This is a genomic window from Weizmannia sp. CD-2023, from assembly GCF_036225245.1.
In the GTDB taxonomy this organism is placed as follows: Bacteria; Bacillota; Bacilli; order Bacillales; family Bacillaceae_C; genus Weizmannia; species Weizmannia faecalis.
In genome coordinates this window covers 1-17,083 of sequence record NZ_JARTJQ010000075.1, presented here as the reverse complement: position 1 = coordinate 17,083, position 17,083 = coordinate 1, and the positions used below count along the sequence as shown (strand labels likewise).

General features: G+C 50.4%; 17 protein-coding genes and 1 pseudogene. 3 read left to right on the top strand and 15 right to left on the bottom strand.

From position 1 onward, the window contains the following. Window positions 1-75: 75 nt before the first annotated feature. On the bottom strand, window positions 76-2,340 hold the full coding sequence (gene secDF, locus P9687_RS10785) for a protein translocase subunit SecDF (RefSeq protein WP_035188234.1): 2,265 nt from the start codon (window positions 2,338-2,340) through the stop codon (window positions 76-78). Between the two features lie 145 nt (window positions 2,341-2,485). After that, a complete protein-coding gene (locus P9687_RS10780; RefSeq protein WP_017551048.1) occupies window positions 2,486-2,806 on the bottom strand; it encodes a post-transcriptional regulator in 321 nt (106 codons plus the stop codon). 103 nt (window positions 2,807-2,909) lie between these two features. On the opposite strand from P9687_RS10780, the gene spoVB reads away from it, so the two are divergent. After that, complete coding sequence (spoVB, locus tag P9687_RS10775; protein WP_046720700.1) at window positions 2,910-4,454, top strand: stage V sporulation protein B; 1,545 nt, start codon at window positions 2,910-2,912, stop codon at window positions 4,452-4,454. A 33-nt stretch (window positions 4,455-4,487) separates the two neighbouring features. Here spoVB and P9687_RS10770 read toward each other — a convergent pair whose 3' ends face one another. Continuing rightward, window positions 4,488-5,141, bottom strand: a complete 654-nt coding sequence (locus tag P9687_RS10770) for a DUF421 domain-containing protein (RefSeq protein ID WP_014097886.1) — start codon at window positions 5,139-5,141, stop codon at window positions 4,488-4,490. A 146-nt stretch (window positions 5,142-5,287) separates the two neighbouring features. Between P9687_RS10770 and P9687_RS10765 the strand changes: the two genes are divergently transcribed. Continuing rightward, complete coding sequence (locus P9687_RS10765; RefSeq protein ID WP_014097885.1) at window positions 5,288-5,683, top strand: TIGR04086 family membrane protein; 396 nt, start codon at window positions 5,288-5,290, stop codon at window positions 5,681-5,683. Window positions 5,684-5,713: 30 nt separating this feature from the next. Here P9687_RS10765 and yajC read toward each other — a convergent pair whose 3' ends face one another. The 9 genes and pseudogenes from yajC to safA all read right to left on the bottom strand — a co-directional run. Beyond that, window positions 5,714-6,049 carry a preprotein translocase subunit YajC gene (gene yajC / locus P9687_RS10760; RefSeq protein ID WP_014097884.1) on the bottom strand — a complete coding sequence of 112 codons (336 nt, stop codon included), beginning with the start codon at window positions 6,047-6,049 and terminating at the stop codon, window positions 5,714-5,716. A gap of 29 nt (window positions 6,050-6,078) precedes the next feature. Further along, complete coding sequence (tgt, locus tag P9687_RS10755) at window positions 6,079-7,218, bottom strand: tRNA guanosine(34) transglycosylase Tgt (protein WP_014097883.1); 1,140 nt, start codon at window positions 7,216-7,218, stop codon at window positions 6,079-6,081. A gap of 17 nt (window positions 7,219-7,235) precedes the next feature. Next, window positions 7,236-8,264, bottom strand: coding sequence for a tRNA preQ1(34) S-adenosylmethionine ribosyltransferase-isomerase QueA (gene queA / locus P9687_RS10750; RefSeq protein ID WP_029141942.1), 1,029 nt, complete (start codon window positions 8,262-8,264; stop codon window positions 7,236-7,238). Between the two features lie 35 nt (window positions 8,265-8,299). Further along, window positions 8,300-8,506 (bottom strand): DUF2905 domain-containing protein, encoded by a 207-nt coding sequence (locus P9687_RS10745; protein ID WP_014097881.1) that lies wholly within the window; start codon window positions 8,504-8,506, stop codon window positions 8,300-8,302. Continuing rightward, entirely contained in the window at window positions 8,503-9,501 is a 999-nt protein-coding gene (gene ruvB / locus P9687_RS10740) for a Holliday junction branch migration DNA helicase RuvB (RefSeq protein WP_014097880.1), read from the bottom strand. The genes P9687_RS10745 and ruvB overlap by 4 nt, the downstream gene beginning before the upstream one ends. A 16-nt stretch (window positions 9,502-9,517) precedes the next feature. Beyond that, a complete protein-coding gene (gene ruvA, locus P9687_RS10735) occupies window positions 9,518-10,120 on the bottom strand; it encodes a Holliday junction branch migration protein RuvA (RefSeq protein ID WP_046720699.1) in 603 nt (200 codons plus the stop codon). 498 nt (window positions 10,121-10,618) lie between these two features. Further along, entirely contained in the window at window positions 10,619-11,338 is a 720-nt protein-coding gene (locus P9687_RS10730; RefSeq protein ID WP_035184508.1) for a YebC/PmpR family DNA-binding transcriptional regulator, read from the bottom strand. 111 nt (window positions 11,339-11,449) lie between these two features. Beyond that, window positions 11,450-12,418 (bottom strand): aminoglycoside phosphotransferase family protein, encoded by a 969-nt coding sequence (locus P9687_RS10725; protein WP_035188240.1) that lies wholly within the window; start codon window positions 12,416-12,418, stop codon window positions 11,450-11,452. 1,123 nt (window positions 12,419-13,541) lie between these two features. Continuing rightward, a pseudogene (safA, locus tag P9687_RS17340) lies at window positions 13,542-13,689 on the bottom strand (SafA/ExsA family spore coat assembly protein); the annotation flags it as partial. Window positions 13,690-13,875: 186 nt separating this feature from the next. Here safA and P9687_RS10715 point away from each other — a divergent pair. Further along, a complete protein-coding gene (locus P9687_RS10715; protein WP_035188243.1) occupies window positions 13,876-14,433 on the top strand; it encodes a transcription repressor NadR in 558 nt (185 codons plus the stop codon). A gap of 126 nt (window positions 14,434-14,559) precedes the next feature. On the opposite strand, the gene pheA is transcribed toward P9687_RS10715, so the two are convergent. The 3 genes from pheA to obgE form a co-directional block, all read right to left on the bottom strand. Continuing rightward, window positions 14,560-15,405, bottom strand: coding sequence for a prephenate dehydratase (gene pheA, locus P9687_RS10710; protein ID WP_014097874.1), 846 nt, complete (start codon window positions 15,403-15,405; stop codon window positions 14,560-14,562). Between the two features lie 25 nt (window positions 15,406-15,430). Next, window positions 15,431-15,883, bottom strand: a complete 453-nt coding sequence (locus tag P9687_RS10705) for an ACT domain-containing protein (RefSeq protein ID WP_014097873.1) — start codon at window positions 15,881-15,883, stop codon at window positions 15,431-15,433. 48 nt (window positions 15,884-15,931) lie between these two features. Then, the coding region (gene obgE, locus P9687_RS10700; RefSeq protein ID WP_328228894.1) for a GTPase ObgE at window positions 15,932-17,083 on the bottom strand (1,152 nt) is incomplete at its 5' end.

The window sequence follows — 17,083 nt, the reverse complement described above, 5'->3', positions numbered from 1 at the left end:
TCACAATACTTTATTATAACGTTTCGGCGGAAAACTGTCATTACAAAAAATGCAGGCATTTCGCCTGCATTTTTCTTATACTTGCGGTTCATCCGCGCGGGTACGCCGCGCTTTTTGAATGACGATGGCGCCATGTTTTTTCAGCTGCCGTTTTTTCAGTACAAACCAGATTTGTGCGGCAATGAAAATAGACGAGTATGTTCCGGTAATCAACCCGACAATCAGCGCGATCGAGAAATTGCGGATCGATTCACTGCCGAAAATGGCCAGGGCCACGGACGTCATCAGCACGGTCAAAACGGTATTGACCGACCGGGCCAGTGTCTGGCGGATCCCGGCGTTGACAATATCATGAATTTCCTTCGCGGTTTTAATTTTCCGCCGCCGGTTTAAATTGTCGCGGATCCGGTCGAATGTGACAATCGAGTCGTTGATGGAATAACCGACAATCGTCAGGACCGCCGCAATGAATGTGACATCGACCTCAAGCCTTGTGATGCTGAAAAAGGCGATCATGAAAAAGGCGTCATGGAAGAGTGCGACGATGGAGGCAACCCCCATTCTCCATTCAAACCGGAAGGCCACGTAAATAATGATGCAGACTGCCGCCAACAGCAAAGAATACACGGCGCTTAAGGCCAACTCTTTCCCGACTGTCGGCGAAACGGAGCTGATGCTCGGGCTCTTCCCGTATTTTTCTGTAAAATACTGGTTGATTTGCGTGCTCTTCTCTTTATCGCTGAACGAGCCTTTCACCCGGATCACGGCATGATGCCGGTTGGTCCCCTGCATCACAATATCTTCTGATTTCAAATGCAGATGGTCAAGGTCGCGCTGAATCTCCTGCTGGCTGAGTGCTTGATTTGAACTGACTTCAATGCGCGTCCCGCTCGAAAAATCAATGCTCAGATTCAATTTGAAAATAGACAGGAGAATAAACCCGCCAATGATCAGCACAGCTGAAATCGTAAAGAAAATGTTGCGGTGCTTGACAAAGTCGTACCAGTCAAATTTCGTTTTCAAATCATGCGTATCAATGTTTTCAGCAATATTGTGGATCGCCGATTTTTTCACGCCGAACCAGTGCGGCCGCTTTTTCAGGAAATTGCTGTTCACCCAGAGGCCGAGCAGCCATCTCGAGCCGTAAACCGCCGTCAGGAAGCTGAGCAGAATACTGATAATCAAAGTTGTTGCAAAGCCTCTGATCGAGCTTGTCCCGAAATAAAAGAGGATGACCGCCGCAAGAATCGTCGTTAAGTTGGAATCAAAAATGGCCACGAACGATGACTTGTTCCCTGCCCGGAATGCGGATTTCACGCTTTTTCCGACGCGCAGTTCCTCTTTAATCCGCTCGTAGGTAATAATATTGGCATCGACCGCCATCCCGACCCCGAGAACAAGCGCAGCAATCCCGGGAAGCGTCAGAACCGCGCCCATTAAACGGTAAATGAGCAAAATCAGGAAAATGTAAACGGACAGCGTAATACATGCGATAAAACCAGGAAAACGGTAGTAGCCGATCATAAAGAGAAAAATGGCTGCAACGCCGATAATCCCGGCAAGAATCGTGTCATGCAGCGCTTCCTGTCCGAAAGATGCGCCGACAGAGGTCGAATAGATTTCGTGCAGCTTCACCGGAAGCGCTCCTGCATTCAAAAGGTCTGCAAGATTGGACGCTTCTTTTACCGTAAAGTTCCCGGTAATTTCAACCTGGTCTGTGTTTAAAACAGAATTCACACTCGGATTGGACAAAAATTTTGGATTCTTCTTCGCCACTTCTTTTTTATAGGAATCGCCCTTTTGAAAGTCCATCCAGATGACAAGCTGGTTATTCGGTGCCATCGCCAGAATTTTTTTCGTGACGTCGGCAAACTTTTTCCGGCTCTTTAACTGCAGGACAACATCCGGTTTGCCGTTCTGGTCAAATGACTGTTTCGCTTTTCCCTGCACAAGGTCTGTCCCGTCCATCATCACTTTGTCATTGACGTCACGGAATGTCAGATTGGCAGTTGTCGAAAGCATCTTTCTCGCTTCGTTCTGGTCTTTCACGCCGGCAAGCTGGACGCGGATCCGGTTATTGCCTTCGACCGAGATCTGCGGTTCGCTGACGCCAAGCGCATTGATCCGCCGGTCCAATGCGGCAGCCGTATCCGCAAGCGCGGCTTTATCGATCTTCTGCCCTTTTTTGGCCGGTTCCACTTTGTAAAGCACTTCAAACCCGCCCCGTAAATCAAGGCCAAGGTTAATTTTTTTGACAATTTTATCCGTCGTTCCCCCTATTAATCCCGCAAACAGCAGGACAATGAGAAAGAAGGCAACGATGCGGCTCCTTTTCACCATTATGTACAGCCTCCTAGCGAATCAAAACATATCACATGCCAAAAAATACATGCGCCCGTGAATCATTTCTATTATGATGCAGGGCAAAAAGCGTGTCAATTTTTCTTATTATTCCGCATGCAGCCGTTTTTGCTTATTTGCCCGCTTATTCTTCCGTCTTGTCCCCGTTAAAAAGCGCATCCAGCTCCTTTTCGTCCAGCTCTGCAAACCAGTTTGGCGAACGGTAAGCTTCCACGGTTTTAAAACTCATCAAATCGCCGGGCTTAACCGATAAAACGTCGGAAACAAGCGCATACATACGGACATGCGCCGGATCCGGATTTTTCCACACTTTCCGGATTAAATATTCCCAGACATCCCTCGCTTCAATCGCGCCGTAGCCAAAGACGGCCAGTTCTTCCGCCTTGCTTTTTACGGCAGGTTCAAGTTTTTTATAGTATTTTTCATAAGGATGGCGGTCCTTCACACGCTCTGCCCCTTTCCTTAGGCATTGATGTATTCTTGTCCATTACCGTGCATATACATCATTGTATAGGAAAATTGCGGATTTGAGAAGGCAGGTTAACAGAATGTCCAAGTTTTTAAGGGGAACGATTATATTGCTCGCCGCAGGCTTTGTAACAAGGGTGCTTGGTTTTATCAACCGGATTGTCATTGCCCGGTCGCTCGGGGAAACGGGTGTCGGGCTCCATCAGATGGCTTTTCCGACCTTAATGCTCGTCATTACGGTAACCCAGCTCGGACTGCCGGTCGCGATCTCGAAATGTATTGCCGAAGCAGACGCCGTCGGGGACAGGGCGAAAATTAAAAAAATTCTTGTCATCTCCCTAACGGTTACCATTTCGCTATCGGCCATTTTTACGCCCGGGCTGATTTTACTCGCGCCGTATCTGGCTGATCATTTATTCACAGATCCGCGCGTCTATTACCCGCTTGCCGCCATCACGCCGATTATCCCGATTGTGGCGGTTTCCGCTGTATTGCGCGGCTATTTCCAGGGGAAGCAAAACATGAAGCCTTATGCCGTCTCGCAGGTCATCGAGCAAAGTGTGCGGATTATGCTGATCGCATTTTTTGCCAATTTGCTTCTGCCGTACGGGATTGAATATGCGGCAGCAGGGGTGATGTTTGCATCGATATTGGGAGAACTGTCATCCCTTCTTTATATGTTTACGATGTTTAAACTGAAAAAGCAGATTCGCGTCCGCAAACATTTTTTCAAAGCCGTAAAATCGGGGAAAGACACGTTTTACGAACTGATGCGCGTGGCGGTTCCGACCGTCTGGAGCCGGCTGATCGGCAATCTCTCCTGGTTCCTCGAGCCGATTGTCGTCTCCCACTGCCTTGCTCTTGCCGGTGTCGCTTCACATCTTGCGACAAAACAGTACGGTTCTTTAACCGGCTTTGCGATGCCGTTGTTGATGCTCCCGTCTTTTGTCACGGTTTCCTTGTCAACCGCCCTTGTGCCCGCAATCAGCGAAGCAAATTCCCGGAAAAATGCCAGACTTGTTGAACACAGGCTCCAGCAGGCATTGCGTTTTTCCCTTTTAACCGGCGGCATTTCGGTTGTCATCCTGTATGTCTTTGCAGAACCGCTCATGCAGGCGATGTACGGGACGGCAAACGGGTCACAGTTTATCAAAATCATGGCGCCATTTTTTATTTTCCAGGCATGCCAGGCGCCGCTCCAGGCCGCACTGCAGGCAATGGATCTGGCAAAAGCGGCGATGATCAACAGCATCATCGGAGCCGTCGTGAAACTGGGCACCATTTTTGTCCTTGCTTCCCGCCCGGAGTTCGGGATCAACGGCGCCGCGATCGGCATCATGGCGGGAATGGTGCTTGTGACATTTCTTCATTTTGCAACCGTTTTGAAAAAAATCCAGTTTACCCTGTATGTTCACGACTGGGCCAAGCTTCTGGCCGTTTCGGTCGTTTCCGGCGCGGTCGGGCACTGGTGGTTCACCGGTATGATGGCGCACGACGCATCTTTCCTGCGGCTTCTAGCGGGCATTTGTTTGACCGTGGCCGTCTATACGCTGCTGCTTATGATGACAAAATTGATCCGCCGGTCCGATCTCATGTATATTCCGATCCTCAAAAAATGGTTATAAAAAAGCAATAGGCCCTGCATGTTCCGGCCGGGCTTATTGCACATCATCCAGATCAATATAAAACGCGCCATCCTGATAACTGCAAAACGAAATCCGGGCGATATCCCCGTATCCTCTTTTTTGCAGCTCGCTGCGCAGCCACGCTTCGGTTTTGTTGCTTTTCTTTAAATTGCTTTGCTGGATCTTCCCTCCGACAATGAGCGGTTCCGTATAGGATGCCGGTTTGTTTTTGTTTTTGTTTTTTTTCACCACTGACAGCTGCCCGGAAGTTTCCAAAATCGCAAATTCCACATCCGCAATATTGTCAATATCTTTTGAACGGAGCTGCATTAAAAGGTCGTCAAAATTGTAACGTTGCCTGCGCATTTCCTTTTCATCGATTTTTCCTTTATTGATGAGAATGCTCGGCTTGCCGTCAATCAGCTTGCGGATCCGGCTGCTGCGGAGCGAGAAAAGTGCCAGCGCGATTTGGATGCCGAGCAGGACAACCATTGGCAAAAGGGTATTTACAACGGGCTCACTGTGATTTTCAATGGCGACGACCGCCATTTCACCGATCATGATGAACACAACAAGATCCAAAACGTTCAGTTCGCCAATCTCCCTTTTTCCCATTAACCGGAAAATAACAAGAATGGCAACATACATGAGCAGTGTCCGAAAAAAAATAATCAATAAATTTTCCAACGCCAATCCCCCCGTTCGGTCAAGGTCAAAATCATGTTTAGTATGCGCAGCCTGCGAAAAAACTATCTAAAAATCTTTTGCCCGGTTCTTTTTGCTGTTTCCAGGCATATGCTTGTACTGAGGAAAAAGCTTGTCAAAGGGGGAGAATGAAAATCGGAGCGCAAAAATACAGTATCGGCCTTGTTTACGGGCTGGGCGTCATTTTTGTCCTGCTTGCCATATCAAGCCTCGTGATTTCACTGATTCTGCGGTTTTCGGATATGACGGAGCATGCATTGCATACGGCGGTCACGATGATTTCTTTTTTCAGTTTATTTCTCGGGGGGCTCGTCGGCGGCGGAAAAGGAAAAAAGAAAGGGTGGCTCCTCGGCAGTTTGACGGGGATCCTTTACACAGCGATTGTTTTTCTCGTCCAGTACCTTGGTTATGATGAACTCTTTACGGTGAAACAAGCCATTTACCATGCTTGCTATATTGTTGTCGCCGCAATGGGGGGCATTTTAGGGGTCAACCTCTTCTCAGGAAGGTCACGGGAATCCTGAAAAAAAGCGCCGCATTACACGGCGCTTTTTTTATTTCGTTTCTCCGGCATTTTTTTCTGCCACTGTTTTGTCTGCTTTCTGGCTTTCGACTTTTGCTTTTTTCGCTGCAACGGATTCCGTTACTTCACGGATCGCCGAGCGGTCAAACGTCAGCCGCGTGCCGTTATCGCATCTTAAGACGACTTTATTTTCATCAATCGAATCCACGGTTGCATGCAAGCCGCCGATGGTGACAATTTTGTCCCCTTTCGCCAGATTGCTCTGCATCTGCTGGATGTTTTTCTGCCTCTTTTGCTGTGGCCTGATGAGCAGGAAATAAAACAGGACAAACAGAATCACCAAAGGCAGTAACTGAGCCCACGCCATCTGAATCCTCCCTTCTTTAGTTGCTTGTATTAGAAATTTTTTGCATCCGGACGGTTAAATCCGTATTGCTCAAAAAATTCTTCCCTGAAATCAAGCAGCCGGTCTTCGCGGATCGCCTGCCTTACATTTTCCATTAATTTTAACAAAAAATATAAATTATGGTAAGTGGTCAGACGAATTCCGAAAGTTTCGCCACATTTAATCAAATGCCGGATGTAAGCGCGTGAATAGTGCCGACATGTATAACAGTTGCAATGCTCATCAAGCGGGCGGAAATCGCGGGCGTACTGCGCGTTTTTGACAACGAGCCGGCCGGCTGATGTCATCACCGTGCCGTTTCTTGCAATCCGGGTTGGCAGCACACAGTCAAACATGTCAATGCCGCGGATGGCGCCGTCAATCAAAGAATCGGGCGAACCGACCCCCATCAAATAACGTGGCTTGTCCGCCGGAAGTAGCGGTGTTGTAAATTCGAGCATCCGGTTCATCACGTCCTTCGGCTCGCCAACGGACAGGCCGCCGATCGCATAGCCCGGAAACCCAAGCGAAACAAGGGCATTTGCGCTTTCAAGCCGCAAATCTTCATACGCTCCGCCCTGTACGATCCCGAATAATCCTTGCACATCCGGACGCCGATGCGCACGAAGACAGCGTTCCGCCCAGCGCGATGTCCTTTCCACCGACTGCTTCATATATTCATAAGAAGCAGGGTACGGCGGGCACTCATCGAATGCCATCATGATATCAGAACCAAGTGCATTCTGGATTTCCATTGATTTTTCCGGCGACAAAAACAGCTTGTCCCCGTTTAAATGGTTCCGAAAATGGACGCCCTCTTCCGTAATATCACGGATCTTGCTCAAGCTGAAGACCTGGAACCCGCCTGAATCGGTCAGGATCGCCTGGTCCCAGTTCATAAATTTGTGCAGCCCGCCTGCCTCTTTAACAATATCATGCCCGGGGCGCAGCCACAAATGATATGTATTGCTCAAAATGGTGCCGGCCCCCATTGTTTTCAATTCTTCCGGCGACATCGTCTTCACCGTGGCGAGCGTTCCGACCGGCATGAACATCGGGGTATCATAGGTGCCATGCGGCGTATGGAGTTTTCCGAGGCGGGCGCCTGTATGTTTTTCCGTTTTGATCAGTTCATAAGTAATGGCAGCCAAGTGATGCGCTCCTTCCACTATTTAATCAGCATCGCATCCCCGAAACTGAAGAAACGGTATTTTTCTTTTACCGCCGTCTCGTAGGCATGCAAAATATTTTCCCTCCCTGCCAATGCGCTTACCATCATAATAAGCGTCGACTTCGGCAGGTGGAAATTGGTGATCAGGGCATCAATTGCTTTATATTGATAACCCGGATAAATAAAAATATCCGTCCATCCGCTTGAGGCGGCAATTTTTCCACCATGGGCGCTTGCCACCGTTTCAAGTGTGCGGGTGGAGGTGGTGCCGACAGAGACCACACGGCCGCCGTTTTCTTTTACTTCCATAATCGTGCGGGCCGCTTCTTCTGATACCTGGTAAAATTCCGCATGCATATCATGGTTTTCAATATTTTCCTCATTGACGGGACGGAAGGTGCCAAGGCCGACATGGAGCGTAATATAGACTATTTTCACGCCCATTGCTTCAATTTTTTTCAATAACGCTTCCGTGAAATGGAGCCCGGCCGTCGGCGCAGCGGCAGAACCCGGTTCTTTTGCATACACGGTCTGGTAGCGGTCCTGGTCCTCGAGCTGTTCTTTAATATAGGGCGGCAGCGGCATTTTTCCGAGTTCATTCAGCACTTCGTAAAAAATCCCTTCGTACCGGAATTTCATTACCCGGCCGCCATGGTCCAGCTCCTCCGCACAAACGGCGGAAAGCTTTCCATCGCCAAACCGGACAACCGTCCCTGTTTTCACACGTTTTGCCGGTTTGACAAGGGTTTCCCACCGGTCTCCTTCGAGCTGTTTTAAAAGCAGCACCTCAATTTTTGCGCCTGTTTCGTCTTTTATGCCGATCAGCCTTGCCGGCAATACTTTTGTATTGTTCAGGACAAGGCAGTCCCCCGGGCGCAGGTATTGCGTAATGTTTTTAAATACGCTGTGTTCAATTTCCCCTGTTTTTTTATCCAGCACCATCAGCCGGCTGTCCGAACGGTTTTTTAAAGGCGTTTGGGCAATCAGCTCTTCCGGCAGGTCATAATCAAATAAATCGAGTTTCATTGTTGCTTCCCCTTCGTTTTGAATTCCATTTGCGGCTACTTGAACCGTCCAATGATATATAATAACACACTTAAGATCACGCTTAAAAGGATCGATGTTGCGATTGGAAAATAAAAGGTTGTGTTCCCTTTTTTAATGAGGATATCGCCCGGCAGCCGGCCGATTTTCGTAAACTGCATCAACAGGCCGATAGCAAAAAGAATCACGGCGATCGTCATCAGCACTTTTCCAAATCCGCTCATTCCGGTACCTCCATATGAAAATGTGCATAGCAAAGCGGGGTCGCTACCCTGCCGCGCGGCGTGCGCTGCAAAAAGCCAATTTGCAGCAAATATGGCTCATATACATCTTCAATCGTTTCCCTTTCTTCCCCGATGCTGGCCGCAATCGTGTCGAGCCCGACAGGACCGCCCCGGAAGCGCTCTATGATCGCTTTTAACAGCTTATGATCAATATGGTCAAGCCCGCGTTTGTCAACTTGCAAAAGTTCAAGGGCATAATTGGCGATCTCAAGGGTGACCTTTCCGTCTCCTTTGACCTGGGCAAAGTCGCGCACCCTTCTTAACAGCCGGTTCGCAATCCGCGGCGTGCCCCGCGAACGCCTTGCAATTTCCGCTGCCCCCTCAGGCTCAATCGCCGTCTCGAGGATGCCGGCTGTCCGCAGCACAATTTCCGCCAGTTGCGCTTCGTTATAATATTCGAGCCGGCTGATCACCCCGAACCGGTCGCGCAGCGGTGCTGAAACCGAACCGGCCCTCGTCGTCGCCCCGATCAAGGTAAATGGGGGCAGGTCAAGGCGGATGGAGCGGGCACCCGATCCTTTGCCGATCACGATATCAAGGCAAAAGTCTTCCATTGCCGGGTACAGCACTTCTTCAATCGCTTTCGGCAGGCGGTGGATTTCGTCAATAAACAGTACTTCCCCCGGCTCAAGCGCGGTTAACACGCTGGCAAGATCGCCCGGCCGCTCGATGGCAGGCCCTGAAGTCGTCCGGATGTTCGCGCCCATTTCGTTTGCGATCACGGTGGCAAGCGTCGTTTTGCCAAGCCCCGGCGGACCATAAAGCAGCACGTGGTCAAGTGTTTCGCGCCGCCCTTTCGCCGCTTCAATAAACACGGCTAAATTATGCTTCACTTCATCCTGGCCGATATATTGCGCAAGGGTTTGCGGCCTGAGGCTCATTTCAAAGGAAACTTCCTGTTCATTTGCCTCGCCGGAAACTACGCGGTCTTCCATGCTCTCCCCTCCTCCATTATTTTACCATTGCTTTTAAAGCGAGTTTAATATATTCATCCGCAGAAAGCACTTCTTCCGGAAGTTTGGGCACCACTTTCGCGATTTCTTTTTCCGAATAGCCGAGCGCCGCCAAAGCGAGCATCGCTTCTTCGAGGTTTTGGTTGGTGGATGCAGGCACCGCTTTTTCCCCGCCTGCCTCGTCCGGCATCTCCGGCACGAGGCCTTGCAGCTTTCCTTTCAGATCAAGAATCATCTGCCTTGCCGTTTTTTTGCCGACACCGGGGAATTTGACAAGGAAAGATTCATTTTCATTCTCAATGGCGTCAACAACCTGCTGCGGCTGCCCGTACGCAAGAATGGCAAGCGCCCCTTTTGGCCCGATGCCGGAAACATTGAGCAGCTTTTGAAACAGCGCCCGTTCTTCCGCCGTTTCAAAACCGTAAAGCGCGATCAGATCTTCGCGCACATGCTGGTATGTAAAAATTTTTCGTTCTTGTCCGATGCTTTTTGAAAAAATATACGGGTTCGGCGCCAGCAGCCGGTAGCCGATCCCCCCGTTTTCCACGACAATGTAATCCGGGCTCACGGAATCAATGATGCCTTTAATATATTCGTACAACCTTCCCACACGCTCCTCAAAAACTTGCTATCCCATATTGTACCACAGAATGCAACCGTTTTGGGAACGAATGTCCGGTCCCTCCTTTTTTTCCGGCCGGATGATTCCTAAGGCTGGGCGCTTTTCCTGTTTCCATGGCGAAAGGAAACGCCTGCATCCGGAGACAGATCCGTGTCCGTGTGGCATACCGGGCTCACTTTTTTTCGAATACTCGCTGCCTCTTAACGACCTTCCCGGATTTCCAGCCGAAACCATCGTCCGGGTTTTAACGGCACGATTCTTTAGCCACAGTGCAGCCGGTTTAAAAACGGCATGGTCCCCTTTCCGCAGTGCACCGGTCTAAAACAGCATGGTCCTCTCTCGTAGTGCGCCGGTTTAAAAACAGCAAGGGCCCTCTCCACAGTGTAACCGGTTGGATACAGGGCTAACCGGCTTTGCTGCAAAAAAGTCACTTTCCGCACCCGGCCGGACCGGGTGCGGAAAGTGACTGGGACATTATCATTCGGCGTTATGGTAAACTTCCTGGACATCGTCATCGTCTTCCAGCCTGTCCAGCAATCGCTCCATCTTTTCTTTTTGCGCTTCATCCAAAGCAATTGTGTTTTGCGGCACCATGGTAATTTCTGCTCGGGCAAACGTAAAGCCTTGTTCCTCGAGGTTCTTCTTCACATCCATGAATTGCTCCGGATCTGTATAAATTTCAAACACTTCATCGCTCGTTTCCATTTCCTCGGCGCCTGCTTCAATCGCGGCAAGCAGCATTCCGTCTTCATCTATCTCGAGCCCTTCCCGCTCAATGACAAGATAGCCTTTGCGGTCAAACAGGAAAGACACGCATCCGTTTTCGCCGAGATTTCCGCCGTTGCGCGAAAACGCAACACGGACATTGGAAGCGGTCCGGTTTTTATTATCGGTTAAAGCCTTGACCATGACGGCAACGCCGCCCGGCCCGTACCCTTCATATGTGATTTCCTCGTAATGTTCGGCGTTTTGGCTGCCGCTTGCTTTCTCGATGGCGCGTTTAATATTGTCATTCGGCATATTGGCGGCCTTTGCCTTTTCAATGACTAGGCGGAGGCTTGAGTTCGCTTCCGGGTCAGGCCCGTTTTTCGCCGCTACATAAATTTCCTTTGCCAGTTTTTGAAAGATTTTTCCGCGCTTTGCATCTTGCGCATTTTTTCTGCCTTGAATATTTTTCCATTTGGAATGGCCGGACATGGCCATCACTCCTTTCTGACATCGCTGATACAGTCCCCTATTACTATACCATACTCGCCCGAAAGGAGGATGAAAAGCATTATGCTGGCCGTAAGCGTCCAGGTTTTTCCGTTATGCTTGCAAACGCCTTTTTACTTCTTTTTGAAAGCGGGCGCGTTCCCCGAATTGCCCGATGGAAAGCAGGGAAAGATGCGGCCAGTACTGCTCTTTTTCTTTTTTGCCGCTTCCAACAAACCGGTTCCACTCTCTTAAAACATCCGTCGGGTAAAGGAGCGCCTCAAGAAAAGTTTCCCTGTCCGGCGCACCGTCCAGCATTCCCCACTTTTCAAGAGCAGCAAGCGACCATGAAGCAGCGGGCAAAACCCGGTTGCAAAACTGGAGATCATCGGTCCAGGCCGGGGCAAGGCGGGCAAGGTCAAAATCAATCAAATACAGTTCCCCGTTTTTCGCACGCAAAAAATTATGGTGGGCAACATCACCGTGCGTGATGCAATACGGCGGACGGTGAAGCAAATGCTGTTTTTTCTCAAGCCGGTTTAACGCCTCGGCTGCCCATCTTTCGTACGCGGCAAAATACGTTTCCGGCAAATACCGGACAATTTGTTCTTTGTTTTCCAGAAATGTCCGGTACCGCGCCTGCCATTTTCTCAGCTGGAAAAAGCGCGGAAATTCCATTTTTACGGCTTGCGGAAAGTGCGCGGTCTTTTCGTGATACTGTTTTAACAGGCGGAAAGCGGCGCGGATGTCTGCTTCCGTCCCGAAGGTAAAACCGGCCGGGTCTTCTTCAATGTATGCCATAAACCCAAAAGCTTTGCCTTGAAAGGGGCTGTCGTTGTCATCTTCCAGAAAACGGCAAGTTTGGGTGAAACCGCTTTTCCGCAGTTCCGATGTAAGCAGCATTTGCCGTTTAAGGCGCGTATCGGAACCATATTGCTTCATGATCACTTTCTTTGTCTTTGTTCCGATAAGCCATACCCGGTCACGCAACCTGCGCCAGTCAACAATCGGTTCCTGCAGTCTGTTTTCCGCATAAAGAAGGAGACGTTTGGTTTCGTCTCCCTCTTGTCTCCGGCCGCCCATTATTTTTCTTCTTCGCCGGAAGGATCCCGTTTTTCCTGCGGCTGGTCCGTTTTTTCGCCCCGGTCATATCCGAACGGGGCCTGCATCCCGTACGGTTCCTGCATGCCGTATGGTGGTTGCGACATCCCGTATGGCGGTTGCGGCATGCCACCAAATGGTTCCTGCATGCCGTACGGTTGCGGCGCCATCCCGTACGGTTCCTGCACGCCGCCGTAAGGTTGCTCCTGGCACCCGCATGGCTGCTGGTGCGGCGGATACGGGGCGTACTGCGGCATCGTTTGCGGCGGCATGTACTGCGGCATATAGGCGGAGCTTTCTGAAGCAGCGCCGTATAAAGGAGCCTGCTGCGCTCCCCATTGCGGCGCGGCGGCAGGATGTTGCGCAGAAACCCCCGCCTGCATACCGGGGCCATACGGATAAGGAGAAGACGAAGAGGATTCTTCTTCCCATTCATAACCTGGCATCACTTGCTGCCCCTCATGCCATGCCGGCTGCTGCTGCGGCATAAACCCTGCCGGCGCGGCCATCGCCGGTATTTGCGTGAACCCTGTTGGCGCGGCCATCGCCGGCATTTGCGGATAGGCCATTGGGTACGGCATCGGATATGGGACTTGCGGATATGGCATGCTGTAAGGAGGCGGGAAAAATCCGGCGTGCATGTCCCCTCCCCCGCAGCCGCAATCGTATACCGGCATCACGGGCGGACACGGATTATACGGTACATACATTTCCGGGCACTCTTCCTTTACCGGCATGGTGTAGTGCACGCTTTCCGACGATTCGCTTTCATGGTGCTTCGGCGGCGATGCAGCTGTATGGGTTTCGATTTCAGCCATATTGGTCACATAGTAATTATGGATGTCAATTTCAGGAATGACCGGTTGCGGCATCACCGGCTTATAAATCGTTTCTTTTTTTTCAACCACTTTTTCTTTCACCTGTGTTTCTTTCGGTGCTGGCGCTTTTGGCACCTCTTTTGGTACCGGCATTTCTTTTGCGACGGGCATCTTGGCCTCGGGCATTTGCTCGTACGGATGGGTCACGAGCGGCATTTCTTTTGCACCCGCGTGGCCCGTATAACCTGCATGGCCTGTATGTGTCTCTTTTTTTACCATGCCGCCCGTTGTCGGAACTTTAATTTTCATGCCGGGCATAATCATTTCCGGATTGGATAATTGCGCATTCAATTTTTTCAATTCGTCAAAATCGGCGCCGTATTTTTTGGCGATTTTCCAGAGCGTATCGCCTTTTTGCACGATATGGATTTTCACACATTTCCCCTCCTCAAGGCTTAAGTCCATACATTCTATGTGGTGCCGGGCAAAATGCGATTGATTTTACATAAAAACTTATGAACGTCCCGCGTCCTTTATGCCCTTTAAAGGGTTGATTCTTTCATCCCGGCGCCTTCGTATGATAAAATCCGAATGAGGCCGAATGAATGGGGGGAAACGCTGTTGGCAGAGAAGAAAAAAATTCTTGGGGATGAAAGGCGGCATTTGATCCTCGAATGGCTGCAGAATAGCCGGGAGCCGATTACGGGCGGGGAACTGGCAAAAAGGACAAATGTAAGCCGGCAGATTATAGTAAATGATATTACGCTCCTGAAAGCGAAAAACGAACCGATCCTGGCAACGAGCCAGGGATATTTGTACATACACCCCGCCGGTGCGGAAAACAAAGTGGAGAAAACGCTTGTTTGCATGCATAGTCGCGAACAGGTCGCACATGAGCTGAATTTGCTCGTGGACCACGGGGTGACCGTAAAAGATGTCAAGGTGGAGCATCCGGTATACGGCGATCTGACCGCCTCGATCATGGTCTCCACCCGCGCAGAAGTGGCCCGGTTTATCCGCCGCATTGAAGAAACAAATGCCAGCTACTTATCCGAATTAACAGGCGGCATCCACCTGCATACGGTGGAAGCCGCAAGCGGGCGGCAGGTTGAAGAAGCGGAACAGGCGCTGAAAGAAGCTGGCATTTTATTTGCAGAAAATGAAAAAGAGCTGCCCTAAACATAAAGGACAGCTCTTTTTCATCACCCATCCGGCCTAAAAACCTGGGTTTAAAGCTTGTTTTGCAAAAAATAATAAGCCCGGGTTCCAGCCGGGCTTATCCTAACATTCTTGAAGAAGCGATCATCATTTATCCGCCATATACCTATAATAGGTCCCGAGTTCTTTCACGGTGCAGCCGAGCGCGTGGATTTCCTCAAGCGAAAAGCGGACAAGCTTTTCTTCTAAGGAGTGGTTCAGGTCAATCATAAAAAAGTAGTTTCCAAGCCCCGTCTTTAACGGCCGCGATTCAAGCTTGCTCAAGTTAATCTTTCGCCAGGCAAAGGCAGACAACACCTGGTGTAGCGATCCTGCCTTGTCCGTCGGCAGTGTGACCATGATCGTCGATTTCAGGAAATCAGGCGTTTTTTCGATATGAAGCTCCTCATTTGAAAGGACAATGAATCTCGTATGGTTAAACGGATAATCATGGATTGCACGCCTGACGATTTCAAGGCCGTACAATTCCGCTGCCATTTCATTGGCGATCGCCCCCCATTTCAGTTCCGGGTGTTCGCTTACATATTTCGCAGCAGCGGCCGTAGAGCCCATTGCTTCCACTTCCGCATGCCGGAATTCCCGGCGCAGAAACTGGTGGCACTGCGCAAGCGCATGGGAATGGGAAATGATTTTTTCCGTTTCCCGCCAGGCGCCGGCATTTGCAGGATGAACCATAAAATGCTGCTCGATCGGCACGATGATTTCCGCGCGGATCGGCGGCAGTTCTTCATGATACAAGTAATCGACCGTTAAATTTACCGAACCTTCCAGGGCGTTTTCAAGCGGAACAACCGCCATATCCACCTGTTTTGTCTTCACGGCTTCCAGACATTCCGGAATCGTCCTATACGCAACCCGGCTGGCCTCCGGGAACACTGACTGGACCGCGATATCGGTAAACGTCGCTTCCGGCCCGAAAAAAGCTGCTTTCATTTCCTCTCCCCCGCCGGCCGGAGTTCTAGGCTCCGGACCCTAATATTTCTACTTTATTGACAAACTCAAATGCCTGCAGTTCTTCCAGCAGATCATTTAAACTCCTGTTGATCCCGGACACATTCAGCGAAACGGTGACATTTGCCCGCCCCTGTATCGGAATCGTCTGGTGAATCGTTAAAATATTGCATGAGTAAGATGCAATAATCCTTAAAATTTCGGATAATGTCCCGGACCGGTCTTCCAAATAAAAAAACAAGGTCACAATTTTTTCTTTTACAACCGAATGGAACGGAAAAACGGTATCGCGGTATTTATAAAAAGCGCTGCGGCTTAAGCCCGCTTTTTTCGCCGCGTCCCCGACCGATACCGCTTGTCCCCTTTCCAGCAGTTCTTTCGCCTGAAGTGTTTTGATCATCGCTTCCGGCAAAACATCCTCACGCACCAAGATAAACTTATGCTCTGCTTTCTTTTCCAAAGTGCCCTTTCCTCCACTCGGGAGCCGGGATTCCCCGGCCCAGCACGGTTAATCTACAAATTCAAACTCAAAATCCAAAAGGCGGACGGTATCGCCGTTTTTCGCGCCGCGTGCACGGAGCGCGTCATCAATGCCCATTCCGCGCAGCTGGCGGGCAAATCTCCGGACAGACTCGTCATGGCTGAAATTTGTCATTTTAAACAGCTTCTCGACTTTTTCCCCGTGGATGACGAAGCTGCCGTCCGGATCGCGTGTAATGGTAAAATCGGCCTTTTCTTTTTCATGCTTGTACAATACACGGGACGGTTCCGCATCCGGTTCTTCGCCAGCATGAAGCGGGAAGGCAGGTGTTTCATCGAGCAGATCGGCAATCGCAAACAAAACATCCCTTAATCCTTTGCGCGTCACCGCGGAAATCGGGAAGACGCGTGCGACATCGCCCAGCTTCTCTTTAAACGCCGCCAGATTTTCTTCCGCGCCCGGAAGGTCCATTTTATTGGCAATAATGAGCTGCGGGCGCTCAGAAAGGCGTTCATGATAAGCTTTCAGTTCTTTGTTGATCGTCAAATAATCTTCATACGGGTCGCGCCCTTCCACCGCCGCCATGTCAATGACGTGGACGATCAACCGCGTCCGTTCGATATGGCGCAAAAACTGGTGGCCGAGCCCGACGCCTTCGTGCGCGCCTTCGATCAGCCCCGGCAGATCGGCCATGACAAAACTTCTGCCGTCCTCCGTTTCGACTACACCGAGATTCGGCACAAGCGTCGTAAAATGGTATTCCGCAATTTTCGGGCGTGCCGAAGAGATAACGGAAAGCAAGGTTGATTTCCCGACGCTCGGAAAACCAACAAGGCCGACATCAGCAAGCAGTTTTAATTCAAGAACAATATAACGTTCCTGGCCCGGTTCGCCGTTTTCGGCAATTTCCGGAGCGGGATTGGCCGGTGTCGCAAAGCGGATATTGCCCCTGCCGCCGCGCCCGCCTTTGGCAATCACTGCCCGTTCCCCGTGGCGCGTTAAATCGGCAATCGTTTGTTTTGTATCATCATCAATGACGACCGTTCCCGGCGGCACCTTGACAATCATGTCTTTCGCCCCGCGGCCGTGTTTTCCTTTGCTCATGCCGTTTTCGCCATGGTCCGCTTTAAAATGGCGCTTGTAGCGGAAATCCATGAGCGTCCGCAACCCTTCATCGAC

Excerpts from the sequence above, each read along its gene's own strand:
- secDF (WP_035188234.1), bottom strand. The coding sequence starts at position 2,340 with ATGGTGAAAAGGAGCCGCATCGTTGCCTTCTTTCTCATTGTCCTGCTG.
- spoVB (WP_046720700.1), top strand. The coding sequence starts at position 2,910 with ATGTCCAAGTTTTTAAGGGGAACGATTATATTGCTCGCCGCAGGCTTT.
- P9687_RS10765 (WP_014097885.1), top strand. The coding sequence starts at position 5,288 with ATGAAAATCGGAGCGCAAAAATACAGTATCGGCCTTGTTTACGGGCTG.
- yajC (WP_014097884.1), bottom strand. The coding sequence starts at position 6,049 with ATGGCGTGGGCTCAGTTACTGCCTTTGGTGATTCTGTTTGTCCTGTTT.
- queA (WP_029141942.1), bottom strand. The coding sequence starts at position 8,264 with ATGAAACTCGATTTATTTGATTATGACCTGCCGGAAGAGCTGATTGCC.
- P9687_RS10745 (WP_014097881.1), bottom strand. The coding sequence starts at position 8,506 with ATGAGCGGATTTGGAAAAGTGCTGATGACGATCGCCGTGATTCTTTTT.
- ruvB (WP_014097880.1), bottom strand. The coding sequence starts at position 9,501 with ATGGAAGACCGCGTAGTTTCCGGCGAGGCAAATGAACAGGAAGTTTCC.
- P9687_RS10730 (WP_035184508.1), bottom strand. The coding sequence starts at position 11,338 with ATGTCCGGCCATTCCAAATGGAAAAATATTCAAGGCAGAAAAAATGCG.
- P9687_RS10725 (WP_035188240.1), bottom strand. The coding sequence starts at position 12,418 with ATGGGCGGCCGGAGACAAGAGGGAGACGAAACCAAACGTCTCCTTCTT.
- pheA (WP_014097874.1), bottom strand. The coding sequence starts at position 15,405 with ATGAAAGCAGCTTTTTTCGGGCCGGAAGCGACGTTTACCGATATCGCG.